A 13,708-nucleotide genomic window follows, 5' to 3' on the forward strand; every position below is an offset into this window, starting at 1 on the left:
GCGTTACCGCGCAGGGAACTGATGGCTGACGCCGGGTGTGGCGCGAGGGGGAAATGCTGCCTCCCCCGGGCGTCCGTTAGCGTAGTGCTTCCGTGGCGCCGAAGGAGATAAGGGTACGTTGAGCAATTCTGCCGACTCTCCCCCAGGCCCGGTCCGGCGCACCCTCCGGTATCCGGTCAGAGTGCTCACCGCTGCCGTTTTCGCCCTGGCCGGTCTCATCTTCGTCACCAGCGCGAACACGGCCAAGGGCACCAACATCCGCACCGACTCCTCGCTGCTGAAGCTCTCCGACCTCATCCAGCAGCGCAGCGAGAAGAACGCGGCCCTGGAGGAATCCGCCGCGTCCGTGCGCCAGGACATCGACACCCTCGCCCAGCGCGACGACGGCAGCACCACGGCGGAGGACGCCCGGCTCAAGGCGCTGGAGCGGGCCGCCGGCACCAAGAAGCTCTCCGGCCGAGCGGTGTCCGTCACCCTCGACGACGCCCCGCCGAACGCCACCGCGAACCCCGGTTACCCCGATCCGCAACCCAATGACCTGGTCATTCACCAGCAGGACCTGCAAGCGGTCGTCAACGCCCTCTGGCAGGGCGGAGCCGGTGGCATCGAGGTCATGGACCAGCGGCTGATCTCCACCAGCGCGGTGCGCTGCGTCGGCAACACCCTGATCCTCCAGGGCCGGGTCTACTCACCGCCGTACAAGATCACCGCCGTCGGTGACCCCGGCAAGCTCAAGCAGGCGCTCAACGCCTCCCCGGCGATCCAGAACTACCTGCTGTACGTGAAGGCGTACGGGCTCGGCTGGAAAGTCGATGAGCGCCAGGCGGTGACTCTTCCCGGCTACTCGGGCACAGTGGATCTCCACTATGCGGAGCCGGTGAAGTAGCGAGCAGCTGCGGGGAGGCCGACCGGTGTCGGTGCGACTGATCGTCAGGACGTTCAGCGAACTGTGCATCACGATCGGTGCCCTGATCGTGCTGTTTGTGGTGTATGTACTGTTCTGGACCGGGGTGAAGGCCGCCGGTGCGACCGAGGGACAGATCGACGACCTGCAGCGCCAGTGGGCGCGGGGGACGGTGTCCGCGCCCGCCCCGTCGGCATCGCCGACCGCACCGCCGACCGCACCGTCATCGCCGGGTCCGAAGCCCCCGGCTCCCAGGGCGTACCGCGACGGGAAGCCGTTCGCGATGCTCTACATACCCCGTTTCGGAAAGGGCTGGGAGTGGCCCGTCCTGGAGAACACGGAGGTCAAGACCTTGCAGAAGGGCCTGGGGCACTACCGCGGCACCGCCCGTCCCGGAGCCACCGGCAACTTCGCGGTCGCCGGTCACCGCCGCACGTACGGCGATCCCTTCAAGGACTTCCCGAAGCTGCGCCCCGGGGACCCGGTGCTGCTGACGGACGGGACGACGTGGTTCACGTACCGCATCGACAAGAAGCCCTACCGCACCGTTCCGAGCGATATCGGCGTCATCGACCCCGTCCCGCGCAAGTCCGGCTTCGACGGGCCCGGCCGCTACCTGACGCTGACCACCTGCGAGCCCGAGTGGGGCAGCAGCCACCGGCTGATCGCCTGGGCGCACCTGGACGCGACCCAGCCCGTGACCGAAGGAAGGCCGGCAGCTTTCCACAGCTGACCCACGGCCCTGCCCCGGCCCTTTAGTCTGGTCCCGTACCGAATGGAGGGGTCAGCATGTACGGCTGGATCTGGCGTCATCTGCCGGGCAACGCGTGGGTGCGCGGGTTCATCTCGCTCGTGCTCGCCGTGGCGGTTGTCTATGTGCTGTTCCAGTACGTCTTCCCGTGGGCGGAGCCGCTGCTTCCGTTCGGCGATGTGACGGTCGACGGCGCGGGCGCGACGGGGGCCGGCCGATGAGCGCCCGCATCCTGGTCGTCGACAACTACGACAGCTTCGTCTTCAACCTCGTCCAGTACCTCTACCAGCTCGGCGCCGAGTGCGAGGTGCTGCGCAACGACGAGGTGACCACGGCCCACGCCCAGGACGGCTTCGACGGCGTTCTGCTCTCGCCCGGCCCCGGCACCCCCGAGCACGCGGGCGTCTGCGTCGACATGGTGCGGCACTGCGCGGCGACCGGCGTCCCGGTCTTCGGGGTCTGCCTCGGGATGCAGTCGATGGCGGTGGCGTACGGCGGTGTCGTGGACCGCGCCCCCGAACTGCTGCACGGCAAGACGTCCCCGGTGACCCACGAGGGCAAGGGCGTCTTCGCCGGTCTGCCCTCCCCCTTCACCGCGACCCGCTACCACTCGCTCGCCGCCGAACCGGACACGGTCCCCGAGGAGCTGGAGGTCACCGCGCGCACGGCCGACGGCATCATCATGGGGCTGCGGCACCGGGAGCTGGCGGTCGAGGGAGTGCAGTTCCACCCGGAGTCGGTGCTCACTGAGCACGGCCACCTGATGCTGGCGAACTGGCTGGCGCAGTGCGGTGACGCCGGAGCCGTCGAGAGGTCGGCGGGGCTCGCGCCGGTGGTGGGCAAGGCCGTCGCGTGACCCCACCCCGCCACGGACGCGACGCCGGTCAGGACGGCCCGCCCGAAGAGGGGACGCACGGGGCCGCAGGCGCGTTCGAGGCGGCGGTCGGCCAGCTGGCGGACCCGCTGAACGATCCGTTGCCGGGGGAGCACGCCTCCCCCTGGTCCCGGGCGGAGGACGTTCTCGGGGGAACGGCGGGCCCGGACGGCGGACCGGGCGGCGCCGGTACGCCGTCTGCGCAGGCGCCACACGGGCCGCAGGCGGCTCAGGAACCTCCGCGCGAGTGGTACGACCCCGAGGGATACGAACGGGACTGGTACGGGCGGCAGGCGCCCGTCCCGGCGGCCCCGGCCGCAGTGCCCCCTCGGCAGGACGAGACCGTCGCACTGCGGACCCCGGACACCAGGACCCCGGACACCCGGCGAATAGTCCCCCCCGCGCGAACGGCACACCGCCCGCAACCGGAACGTGATCCGGCGGCCGAGGGCGCCACGGAAGTCATGGCAGCCCTGCCGGCCATGGCAGCCGTACCGGCCGTCGCAACGGTGGAATCCGTGGAAGAGGAACCGAGGACCACCGATGAGGCCGGCGGCGGAATCGGCGTGGGTCCGCAGACGGGCGCGGCCGGTGCCGCGCCGGGCACCGGGGGCCGGGCCGAACGCCGCCGTGCGGCCAAGGGCCGCGGCCGCAGGCGTCCCGACCCGCAGCCGGGGCCGGCGTCCGGGCAGGCCGCCGCCGCGAAGCCGATGTCGCGGGTCGAGGCGCGACGGGCGGCGCGGGCGGCCAAGGACAGCCCCGCCGTCGTGGTCAGCCGGGTGGTCGGCGAACTGTTCATCTCGCTGGGCGTCCTGATGCTGCTGTTCGTCACGTACCAGCTGTGGTGGACCAACGTGCGCGCCGACCAGATCGCCGGCAACGAGACGCACAAGATCCAGGACGACTGGGCCAGCGGCAAACGTGCCCCCGGTGTCTTCGAGGCCGGGCAGGGCTTCGCCATCATCCACATCCCGAAGCTGGACGTGGTCACGCCGATCGCCGAGGGCACCAGCAAGGACAAGGTGCTCGACCGCGGCATGGTCGGCCACTACTCCGAGAAGCCGCTGCGCACGGCGATGCCGTCGGCCAAGCAGGGCAACTTCGCGCTGGCCGGCCACCGCAACACCCACGGCGAGCCCTTCCGCTACATCAACCGGCTGCGCCCCGGCGACCCGATCGTGGTCGAGACGCAGGACGCCTACTACACGTACGAGATGACGAGCGTGCTGCCCCAGACCTCGCCGTCCAATGTGTCGGTGATCGGCCCGGTGCCGCCGCAGTCGGGGTTCACCGAGCCCGGTCGGTACATCACATTGACGACCTGTACGCCCGAATTCACGAGTACGTACCGATTGATCGTCTGGGGCAAGATGGTCGACGAACGGCCGCGCAGCAAGGGAAAGCCCGACGCGCTCGTGGGCTGAACGGGCTGAACATCATCACGACAGGGACGGTGCGGTGGCAGCGAGGACCGAGGACCAAGAGCAGACCGGCGAGTCCGCGCCCCCGGTGCGGCGCAGGGGCCGCCATCCCGTCGCGACCGCGGTCAGTGTCTTCGGCGAACTCCTGATCACCGCAGGCCTGGTGCTCGGGCTCTTCGTCGTCTACTCCCTGTGGTGGACGAACGTGCTCGCCGACCGCGAGGCCACCAAGCAGGGCCACACCGTCCGCGACCGCTGGGCCGGCGGCCCGGGGGCGCTGGACACCAAGGACGGCATCGGCTTCCTGCACGTCCCGTCGATGAAGAACGGCGAGGTGCTCGTCAAGAAGGGCACCGACACCGAGAACCTCAACGACGGCATCGCCGGCTACTACACCGACCCGGTCAAGTCGGCGCTCCCTTCTGCGGAGAAGGGCAACTTCACCCTGGCCGCCCACCGGGACGGCCACGGGGCGAAGTTCCACAACATCGACAAGGTGCGGACCGGGGACGCGGTCGTCTTCGAGACCAAGGACACCTGGTACGTCTACAAGGTCTTCAAGGAGCTGCCGGAGACATCGAAGTACAACGTCGACGTGCTCCAGGAGGTCCCGAAGGGCTCGGGCAAGAAGAAGCCCGGCCGCTACATCACGCTGACGACGTGCACGCCGGTCTTCACGTCGAAGTACCGCTACATCGTGTGGGGCGAGCTGGTCCGTACGGAGAAGGTCGACCGCGACCGTACGAAGCCGGCGGAGCTGCGCTGACGCGCGTCCCCCTCTTCTCCCCGTCCCCTCTCCCCTTCCCCTCACTCCGTCCGGACCACAGCACAGGGCCCCGGTCACCGTTGCGGTGCCGGGGCCCTGCGCTGTGTCCGTGCCGGATGCGCGGACGGGGTGAGACGTGGGTCAGTGCCGGGAGCCGGACGGGCCGCCGAAGATGTTCCCGTCTCCGCCGCCGGGACCGTCGCCGCCCATCGTGGTGAGGGTGACGGTGGTGTTCGCCGGGTCGGCCTGGGTGTTCGGCTGCGGGTCGATGCCGGTCACCCTGGCGTTGTCGTTGTCCGAGCTGCCCTCCGCGAACTGGATGTTCGTGAAGCCGGCATCGTTCAGGATCTGCTTGGCCTCGGAGACCTTCGTCGTCCTGACCTCGGGAACGGGCTTTGTCGTCGGCTCCGGCGGACCCTTGGACACCTTCAGGATGATCGCGGCGTCCTTGCCCGCCTTCGAGTTGGCTTCCGGGGTCTGGCCGATCACCTCGTTCGCGGGCTTTTCGCTGTCGGTGTCGGTCCTGGCGACGTTGGTGAAACCGAGCTGTGTCAGCTGTGTCAGAGCCTCGTCGTACGAGCGGCCGTCCAGGCCCGGCACCGTGAGGAGCTCCTCCGTCGCGACCGAGAGCTTGACCTCGGAGTTCTTCTCGGCCTTGGCGTTGCCCTTCGGGGACTGGTCCAGGACGGTCCCCGTCTTCTCGGCGGACTCCACCGACTTGACGGTGACCGTGAAGCCCTGGTCCTCGAGGAGCTTGCGCGCGCTGTCCTCGGACTTCTCCGTGACGTCCGGGACAGTGACCTTCGGCGCGCCGGTGGAGACGAACACCGTGAGGGTGTCGTTCTCCTTCATCTTCTCGTCAGGCGTCGGGGTCTGGCGGCAGATCTTGTCCTTGGGCTGGTCCTTGCACGCTTCCTTCGGACCCTGCTTGAGCACGATGTTGGTGTTGTCGGCGAGCCTCTTCGCGCCCTTGACGGTCGAACCGACCATGTTGGGCGCGGCGAACGTGTCGCCGCCGTTGTTCGAGTCACCGAAGACCGACTTGCCGATCAGGACCGCCCCGATCAGCACCAGGATGCCCGCGACGACCAGCAGGATCGTCGAGGTGTTGCTCTTCTTCTGACGGCGGCGGTCGGGCCGGTCGTCGTGGGCGTAGCCGCCGTCGTCCGGATTGACCGGGGGCAGCATCGAGGTCTGGGCGCCGTTCTGGTCCGCGGGGCGCATGGCGGTGGTGGGCTGGTCGTTGCCGTAACCGTCGTAGCCGCCGTAACCGGCCGCGCCCATCGCCGCGGTGGCGGCGACCGGCTGGCCCTCGAGGCAGGCCTCGATGTCGGCGCGCATCTCGTCGGCCGACTGGTAGCGGTAGTCCGGGTCCTTGACCAGGGCCTTCAACACGATCGCGTCCATCTCGGGCGTGATCTCGGGGTCGAAGTTGCTGGGGGTCTGCGGCTCTTCCCGTACGTGCTGGTAGGCGACCGCGACAGGTGAGTCGCCGATGAACGGCGGCCGGACCGTCAGCAGCTCATAGAGCAGGCAACCCGTCGAATACAGGTCCGATCGCGCGTCGACCTGCTCGCCCTTGGCCTGCTCCGGGGAGAGGTACTGGGCGGTGCCGATGACGGCCGAGGTCTGGGTCATCGTCATACCGGAGTCGCCCATGGCGCGGGCGATGCCGAAGTCCATGACCTTGACCTGGCCGGTGCGCGTCAGCATGACGTTGGCCGGCTTGATGTCACGGTGGACGATGCCCGCACGGTGCGAGTACTCCAGCGCCTGGAGGATGCCGACCGTCATTTCGAGGGTGCGCTCCGGCAGCAGTCTGCGGCCCGAGTGCAGCAGCTCCCTGAGCGTCGAGCCGTCGACGTACTCCATGACGATGTACGGGATCGAGACCCCGTCGACGTAGTCCTCACCGGTGTCGTACACCGCGACGATCGCCGGATGGTTGAGCGAGGCGGCGGACTGGGCCTCACGGCGGAACCGGGCCTGGAAGGACGGGTCGCGGGCAAGATCAGCCCGCAGCGTCTTCACAGCTACGGTGCGGCCGAGCCGGGTGTCGTGGGCGAGGTATACCTCGGCCATGCCACCACGGCCGAGCACCGAGCCCAGCTCGTACCGGCCGCCGAGGCGACGCGGCTCTTCCATAACTGTTCCAGCCCTCTCCGTCAGTCCTGACCGCACCGGTGTGCGGTCCGGCGGTGTGCTGTCCGCGCATACGCTACCGGCCGCGCACTACCTGATCAGCCCGCAGCCCATAGCTGATATCCGACCGGTATCCCAACGTGCGGATATGGTGCCCGGCGTGATGGGCGTCACTTCTTGCCGTCGATGACCGCTTTCATGACGGCCTTCGCGATCGGGGCGGCCAGGCCGCCACCGGAGACGTCGTCGCGGTTGGCCTTGCTGTCCTCGACGACCACGGCGACGGCGACGGGAGAGCCGCTGTCGGTCTTCGCGTACGAGATGAACCAGGCGTACGGCTTCTCGCTGTTGTTGAGACCGTGCTGAGCCGTACCCGTCTTGCCGCCGACGGTGACGCCGGGGATCTTGGCGTTCTGCCCCGTTCCGGTCTCGACGACGGTCTTCATCATTTCCTGGAGCTTCTGGGCGTTCTCACCCGAGAGGGGCTGGCTGAGCTGTTCCTTCTCGTGGGTGTAGATGACGTCCAGGCTGGGGGCCTGGCGCTCGGCGACCATGTACGGCTGCATCAGCTTGCCGTCGTTGGCGACCGCGGAGGCGACCATCGCCATCTGGAGCGGGGTGGCGCGGTTGGACGCCTGGCCGATGCCCGCCATGGCGTTCTGCGGCCGGTTGTCCTTGGGGTAGATGCTCGCGGTGGCGCGGACCGGCGTGAAGACGTCCTTGTTGAAGCCGAATTTGGCGGCCTCGTCGATCATCTTCTGGTTGCCGAGGTCATCGCTGATCTTGCCGAAGACGGTGTTGCAGGACATTCGCAGCGCTTCCCGGAGCGAGGCGTTCTCACACGGGATGTTGCCCTCGTTCTCCAGGTTCCCGGTGGTCAGGGGAAGGCGGTAGGGCAGCGGGGAGTCCGTCTTCGCGTCGATGTCCGTGTAGAGGCCGTTCTCCAGGGCGGCCGCCGCGGTGACGACCTTGAAGGTCGAGCCGGGCGGGTAGGTCTCGCGCAATGCCCGGTTGAGCATCGGCTTGTCCTTGTCCTTCTGGAGCGCCTGCCAGGCCTTGGAGTCCTTGTTGGAGTTGCCCGCGAAGGTCGAGGGGTCGTACGAGGGCGTGCTGGCGAGCGCCAGGATGGCGCCGGTCTGCGGGTCGAGGGCGGCGACGGCGCCCTTCTTGTCACCCAGCCCGGTGAAGGCGGCCTTCTGCGCGGCGGCGTTGAGCGTGGTGACGACGTTGCCGCCCTGCTTGTCCTTGCTGCCGGTGAACATCGACAGGGTGCGGTCGAAGAAGAGCTGGTCGTCGTTGCCGGTGAGGATGCCGTCCTCAAGCTTCTCGAGCTGCGAGGCGTCGAACGCCTGCGAGGAGTAGCCGGTGACCGGGGCCCACATGGGGCCGTCCTGCCAGACCCGCTTGAACTTGAAGTCGCTGTCCTTGGTCTCCTTGGACCCGGTGACGGCCTTGCCGCCGTCGACGATGATGTCGCCGCGCTCGTGTGCGTACCGCTCGATACGGACCCGGCGGTTCTCGTCGCGGGTGTTGAGCTCGTCGGCCCGTACGTACTGGAGGTAGTTGGTGCGTACGAGCAGAGCCAGGATGAGGATTCCGCAGAAGACCGAGATCCGGCGCAGGGGCTTGTTCACGGGCGGACCACCTGGGTCATCTCGGCGTCGGAGGAGGGTGCGGGGGCCGGGGCGGGGCGGCGCGCGGTGTCGCTGATGCGGATCAGGATCCCGATCAGGGCCCAGTTGGCGATCACGGACGATCCACCGGCGGCGAGGAAGGGCATCGTCATACCGGTCAGCGGGATGAGGCCCATGACACCGCCGGCGACGACGAAGACCTGGATGGCGAAGGCGCCGGAGAGGCCGATCGCGAGGAGCTTGCCGAACGGGTCGCGGGCGGCGAGTGCGGTACGGACGCCGCGTTCGACGATCAGACCGTAGACCAGCAGGACGGCCATCATTCCGGCGAGGCCGAGTTCCTCACCGACGGTGGAGAGGATGAAGTCGGCGTTGGCGGCGAAGCCGATCAGGTCGGAGTGGCCCTGGCCCCAGCCGGTGCCCAGAGTGCCGCCGGAGCCGAAGGACATGATCGCGTTGGAGATCTGTTCGCAGGCGCCGCTCACGTCGGTGGAGTAGCAGGCGAACGGATCCTGCCATGCGGTCACTCGCGACTGCACGTGCGGCTCGAAGGTGGCGACACCCACGGCGCCGGCCGCCGACATCAGCAGGCCGAAGACGATCCAGCTGGTCCGCTCCGTGGCGACATACAGCATGATCACGAAGAGGCCGAAGAACAGGAGCGACGTCCCGAGGTCGGTCTCGAAGACCAGGATCAGGATCGACAGCGCCCAGATGACCAGGATCGGCCCGAGGTCGCGGCCGCGGGGCAGGTAGAGGCCCATGAAGCGGCGGCTGGCGAGGGCCAGGGCATCACGTTTCACCATGAGGTAGCCGGAGAAGAAGATCGCGATGATGATCTTCGCGAACTCGCCGGGCTGGATGGAGAAGGGGCCGAGGCTGACCCAGATCTTCGCGCCGTTCACCGCGGGGAAGAACATGGGCAGGATTAGCAGGACCAGCGCTGCCACCATGGAGATGTAGGTGTAACGCTGCAGGATGCGGTGGTCCTTCAGGACTATCAGAACCGCGACCAGCAGCGCGACGCCGACCGCGGAGTACATCAGCTGCTTCGGGGCGTCGGGTGTGAACTTGCCCCACGCGGACTCGGCCCGGTTGATCAGCCGCTGCGACTGGTCCAGCCGCCAGATCAGCACCAGCCCCAGCCCGTTGAGCAGCGTGGCCAGCGGCAGCAGCAGCGGGTCCGCGTACGGGGCGAACTTGCGCACCACGAGGTGGGCCACGCCGCCGAGCAGGACCAGGCCGAGCCCGTATCCGAACATGCCGGAGGGCAGCTTGCCGTCGATGGCGAGGCCCACGTTGGCGTAGGCGAACACCGAGATGCCGATGGCGAAGACCATCATCATCAGTTCGGTGTTGCGCCGGCTCGGTGCGTCGATCGCGCCGATCGTGGTCGTGTTGGTGACAACGCTCATAGTGCTGAAGGCCCCCTACGGCTTTACTGCTTACCGCACTGCGGGACCAGCTTCTTCTCTTCCTCCGAGAGGCTGGGACCAGGAGTGGGAGTCGCTGAAGTCTGCTTGGTCTTGGTGGCGCCGGACGTCGAGGACGTCTTGGTGGCGTCCGTGTCCGTACTGCCGGCCTGGCCCTCGTCGCTGAGAGCGTTCTTCTCGGCCGCGCGGCGCTGTGCGTCCTTCTTGCAGGCGGTCGCCTGGGTGGAGAGTTCGGTGACCTTCTCGCGGGCGTCGGCGAGGCTGCCCTCGGCGATGGTCGCCTCGACCTGCTTGCGCTGGTAGGGCGGGAGGTACTTGAGTTCGATCTCGGGGTGGTCGTCCTCCACCTTCGAGAGCGAGACCCAGGCGAGGTCCTGGCTGATGCCCCGGTACAGCGCGACGTTGTCGTTCTTCGCGCCGACGTAGAACTGGGTCTGGGTCCAGCGGTAGCCGCCGTACAGACCGCCGCCGATGACCGCCAGCGCCAGCACGGTGTACAGCGACCGCTTGAGCCACTTGCGGCCGCCGGGCTTGACGAAGTCGTCGTCGGAGTAGGACCCGAAGGATCCGTCCGGCATTCCGTCGTAGCCGGCGTCGTCACCGCTGCCGGGGGGGCCGAAGCCGCCCGAGGGAGGCGGGACGGGACGGCCGAGGCCTGCCGCGCGTCCGGCGGGGGTCTCCATCGCGCCGCCGTCGTTCAGCTGGGCGGCCTGGTTCTCCGCGACCGCGCCGACGATGACCGGGGTGTCGTTGAGCTGCCCGGCCAGGGTGTCGTTGCTGTCGACGTCGAGGACGTCCGCGACGATGCAGGTGATGTTGTCCGGGCCGCCGCCGCGCAGGGCGAGCTGGATCAGGTCCTGGATGGTCTCCTGCGGGCCCTGGTAGCTGGCGAGCGTCTCCTCCATCGTCTGGTGGGAGACGACGCCGGAGAGGCCGTCGGAGCAGATCAGGTAACGGTCGCCGGCCCGGACCTCGCGGATGGAGAGGTCGGGTTCGACGTGGTCGCCACTGCCCAGCGCGCGCATCAGCAGGGAGCGCTGCGGGTGGGTGGTGGCCTCCTCCTCGGTGATCCGGCCCTCGTCGACCAGTCGCTGGACCCAGGTGTGGTCCTGCGTGATCTGGGTCAGTACGCCGTCACGCAGCAGGTACGCGCGTGAGTCGCCGACGTGCACGAGGCCGAGACGCTGACCGGTCCAGAGGAGGGCGGTGAGCGTGGTGCCCATGCCCTCCAGCTGCGGGTCCTCCTCGACCATCATGCGCAGCTGGTCGTTGGCCCGCTGGACCGCCGTACCGAGCGAGGTGAGGATGTCGGAGCCAGGTACGTCGTCGTCCAGCTGGACGAGCGTGGAGATCACCTCGGAGCTGGCGACCTCACCGGCTGCCTGGCCGCCCATTCCGTCGGCGATGGCGAGAAGGCGCGGTCCGGCATAGCCGGAGTCCTCGTTGCCTTCCCGGATCATGCCCTTGTGCGATCCGGCGGCGAAGCGCAGGGAAAGACTCATGCGCACCTCGCCCGTCGGCTCGGGGTACAGCCGGTCTCGAGCCACACTGCCCACCCTCCGGTCGGGAGCCCGGCCGGGTCCGATGCCCGGGCCGCCGCGGCTCGCTCGCTCCGCTCGCTCATTGTCGTACTACTTCCGCAGCTCGATGACGGTCTTGCCGATCCGGATCGGCGCGCCCAGCGGAACAGGCGTCGGGGTGGTGAGACGGGTCCGGTCCAGATACGTGCCGTTGGTGGACCCGAGATCCTCGACGATCCACTGGCCGTCACGGTCGGGGTAGATCCTGGCATGCCTGCTGGACGCGTAGTCGTCATCCAGCACGATCGTTGAATCATGGGCCCGGCCCAGCGAGATGGTCTGCCCCTGGAGCGCCACCGTGGTGCCGGTGAGAGTGCCCTCGGAGACGACCAGCTTGGTCGGTGCCCCCCGGCGCTGGCGGCCGGGTTGCTGACGTTGCTGCGGCGGTGCCGCGGCGGTTTGGCGTGCCTGTGGCGGGCGCGCGTCGGACGCGGTGCGGCGTGAGCCGCGCTGCGTCACGCGCGTTCCGAACAGGTCGCTTCGGATGACCTGGACGGCCACGATCACGAACAGCCACAGAACAGCCAGGAAACCTAGCCGCATGACCGTAAGGGTCAGCTCTGACATTGCCCCCGCTTCACCCTTCGGCTTGCCGGTAAACGATGGTGGTGTTGCCCACGACGATCCGCGAGCCGTCGCGGAGCGTAGCGCGGGTTGTGTGCTGCCCGTCTACCACGATGCCGTTGGTAGACCCGAGATCCTGGATCGTCGAGGGCGTTCCGGTCCGGATCTCACAGTGCCGGCGGGAAACGCCGGGGTCGTCGATCCGCACGTCGGCGTCGGTGCTGCGGCCCATCACCAACGTCGGGCGGGAGATCTGATGGCGGGTGCCGTTGATCTCGATCCAGCGTCGCACCTGCGTGTTCGGCAGGGGGCTGGGATTGGCCGGCGGGCGCCGGTCGGATGAGGGTGTCGCGGGACGCCCGGAGCCCGGCGGCGGGGCCGCGGGCATGGGCGGGGCGGAGGTGGGCGGGTAGCCGTAGCCGCCAGGGGCCTGCGGGGCGGCGGGGCGACCATGACCGGGACGCGCGGACGGGGCCGGCTGTCCGGACTGGTTCTGGAACCCCTGCTGGTCGGGCGGGCCCTGCTGTGACGAACTCGATGCCAGAGTGCGGCTGCGTACCCGGTAGAGCCCGGTGTCGAGGTCGTCGGCCTTCTCCAGATGGACCTTGATGGGGCCCATGAAGGTGTACCGCTGCTGCTTGGCGTAGTCCCGCACCAGGCCCGAGAGTTCGTCGCCCAGCTGGCCCGAGTACGGGCTGAGCCGCTCGTAGTCGGGGGCGCTGAGTTCGACGATGAAGTCGTTGGGGACGACGGTCCGCTCGCGGTTCCAGATGGTGGCGTTGTTGTCGCACTCCCGCTGGAGGGCTCCAGCGATCTCGACCGGCTGCACCTCGGACTTGAAGACCTTGGCGAAAGTGCCATTGACGAGACCTTCGAGACGTTGCTCGAAACGCTTCATGACTCCCATGGGGCACCTCCTCCGGTGTCGTCGTCCCTGTACTGCTTACTGATCGTATCCACGCGTCGGGAAATCGGCTGGTTCCCCTTGTCTGCACTGCGGATGAGTGTCCCCCCTCACACGGATCGTAGAGGCGGCCTCCTGACAGTGTCCCGCACCTTGGGTGCACTCAGGAGGAGTGGGGGGCGTCCGCTCCGGGTTCCCGGTTCCCGTCAGGCGTTCGGCGAAACAAACGGATGTGAATCCACCCTGTCCAGCGTGCTAATCTTCCGGATGTCGCCAGGGGCTCGCACCGAAAAGTGAGAGTCGCTGGAAACACCACTCTTGCGCGAGTGGCGGAACGGCAGACGCGCTGGCTTCAGGTGCCAGTGTCCTTAGGGACGTGGGGGTTCAAATCCCCCCTCGCGCACAACAGGGAAGCCCCGCAGACCATGGTCTGCGGGGCTTCTTCGGTTTGCTCTCCGACTCGGGGCACAGCAGGGCTGATGCCGGGGCTCGTGGGGATGGGGGCCGGGCTTGGTTTCACGTGAAACGCCCGATTGGTTCTCCCTGGTGAGGCTGTCGGTGGGGCTGCCGCTGGGCACTGGTGGGGGCGTCGGCGGGGATGCGGGCCGGGTCGGCGCGGGGCCGGGAGTGCTGGGATCGTTATGCGGGAAGGCCGGGGTCCGTTGACTCCGGCCTTCCTTGTCGCATGCGCCATGGCCTCACGGCTCGGGTCGCGGCTCCCGTACGTCTCGGACG

The 13,708-nt window shown here is 68.5% G+C and carries 12 protein-coding genes and 1 tRNA gene; 7 read left to right on the forward strand and 6 right to left on the reverse strand.

Annotated elements, in window-relative coordinates:
• Positions 1 to 118 precede the first annotated feature (118 nt).
• Genes OG322_RS18370 through OG322_RS18395 form a run of 6 tightly spaced genes read left to right on the forward strand, consistent with a single transcriptional unit; the run spans position 119 to position 4,716 of the window.
• Positions 119 to 886: a DUF881 domain-containing protein gene (locus tag OG322_RS18370; RefSeq protein WP_123460420.1), complete on the forward strand. Its 768-nt coding sequence runs from the start codon at positions 119 to 121 to the stop codon at positions 884 to 886.
• Positions 887 to 911: 25 nt separating this feature from the next.
• Positions 912 to 1,637, forward strand: coding sequence for a class E sortase (locus OG322_RS18375; RefSeq protein ID WP_329306689.1), 726 nt, complete (start codon positions 912 to 914; stop codon positions 1,635 to 1,637).
• 56 nt (positions 1,638 to 1,693) lie between these two features.
• Positions 1,694 to 1,876, forward strand: coding sequence for a hypothetical protein (locus tag OG322_RS18380; RefSeq protein WP_329306690.1), 183 nt, complete (start codon positions 1,694 to 1,696; stop codon positions 1,874 to 1,876).
• The gene (locus OG322_RS18385) at positions 1,873 to 2,511 is read left to right on the forward strand and encodes an aminodeoxychorismate/anthranilate synthase component II (RefSeq protein ID WP_124284520.1); all 639 of its coding nucleotides are present in this window, start codon (positions 1,873 to 1,875) and stop codon (positions 2,509 to 2,511) included. Before OG322_RS18380 ends, OG322_RS18385 begins: the two co-directional genes overlap by 4 nt.
• The gene (locus tag OG322_RS18390; protein ID WP_124284519.1) at positions 2,508 to 3,953 is read left to right on the forward strand and encodes a class E sortase; all 1,446 of its coding nucleotides are present in this window, start codon (positions 2,508 to 2,510) and stop codon (positions 3,951 to 3,953) included. Before OG322_RS18385 ends, OG322_RS18390 begins: the two co-directional genes overlap by 4 nt.
• A 34-nt stretch (positions 3,954 to 3,987) precedes the next feature.
• Positions 3,988 to 4,716: a class E sortase gene (locus OG322_RS18395; protein WP_123460415.1), complete on the forward strand. Its 729-nt coding sequence runs from the start codon at positions 3,988 to 3,990 to the stop codon at positions 4,714 to 4,716.
• Positions 4,717 to 4,857: 141 nt separating this feature from the next.
• On the opposite strand, the gene pknB is transcribed toward OG322_RS18395, so the two are convergent.
• The 6 genes from pknB to OG322_RS18425 form a co-directional block, all read right to left on the reverse strand.
• Positions 4,858 to 6,861: a Stk1 family PASTA domain-containing Ser/Thr kinase gene (pknB, locus tag OG322_RS18400; RefSeq protein WP_124284518.1), complete on the reverse strand. Its 2,004-nt coding sequence runs from the start codon at positions 6,859 to 6,861 to the stop codon at positions 4,858 to 4,860.
• 167 nt (positions 6,862 to 7,028) lie between these two features.
• Entirely contained in the window at positions 7,029 to 8,492 is a 1,464-nt protein-coding gene (locus tag OG322_RS18405; RefSeq protein ID WP_124284517.1) for a peptidoglycan D,D-transpeptidase FtsI family protein, read from the reverse strand.
• Positions 8,489 to 9,907, reverse strand: a complete 1,419-nt coding sequence (locus OG322_RS18410; RefSeq protein ID WP_329306691.1) for an FtsW/RodA/SpoVE family cell cycle protein — start codon at positions 9,905 to 9,907, stop codon at positions 8,489 to 8,491. The genes OG322_RS18405 and OG322_RS18410 overlap by 4 nt, the downstream gene beginning before the upstream one ends.
• A 23-nt stretch (positions 9,908 to 9,930) precedes the next feature.
• Positions 9,931 to 11,427, reverse strand: a complete 1,497-nt coding sequence (locus OG322_RS18415; protein ID WP_123462173.1) for a Stp1/IreP family PP2C-type Ser/Thr phosphatase — start codon at positions 11,425 to 11,427, stop codon at positions 9,931 to 9,933.
• 129 nt (positions 11,428 to 11,556) lie between these two features.
• On the reverse strand, positions 11,557 to 12,072 hold the full coding sequence (locus OG322_RS18420) for an FHA domain-containing protein FhaB/FipA (RefSeq protein ID WP_123460411.1): 516 nt from the start codon (positions 12,070 to 12,072) through the stop codon (positions 11,557 to 11,559).
• A gap of 10 nt (positions 12,073 to 12,082) precedes the next feature.
• The gene (locus OG322_RS18425) at positions 12,083 to 12,976 is read right to left on the reverse strand and encodes a DUF3662 and FHA domain-containing protein (protein ID WP_329306692.1); all 894 of its coding nucleotides are present in this window, start codon (positions 12,974 to 12,976) and stop codon (positions 12,083 to 12,085) included.
• A gap of 317 nt (positions 12,977 to 13,293) precedes the next feature.
• Between OG322_RS18425 and OG322_RS18430 the strand changes: the two genes are divergently transcribed.
• Positions 13,294 to 13,376, forward strand: a tRNA-Leu gene (locus tag OG322_RS18430).
• Positions 13,377 to 13,708: the final 332 nt, after the last annotated feature.

Source organism: Streptomyces sp. NBC_01260 (assembly GCF_036226405.1).
Classification (GTDB): domain Bacteria; phylum Actinomycetota; class Actinomycetes; order Streptomycetales; family Streptomycetaceae; genus Streptomyces; species Streptomyces laculatispora.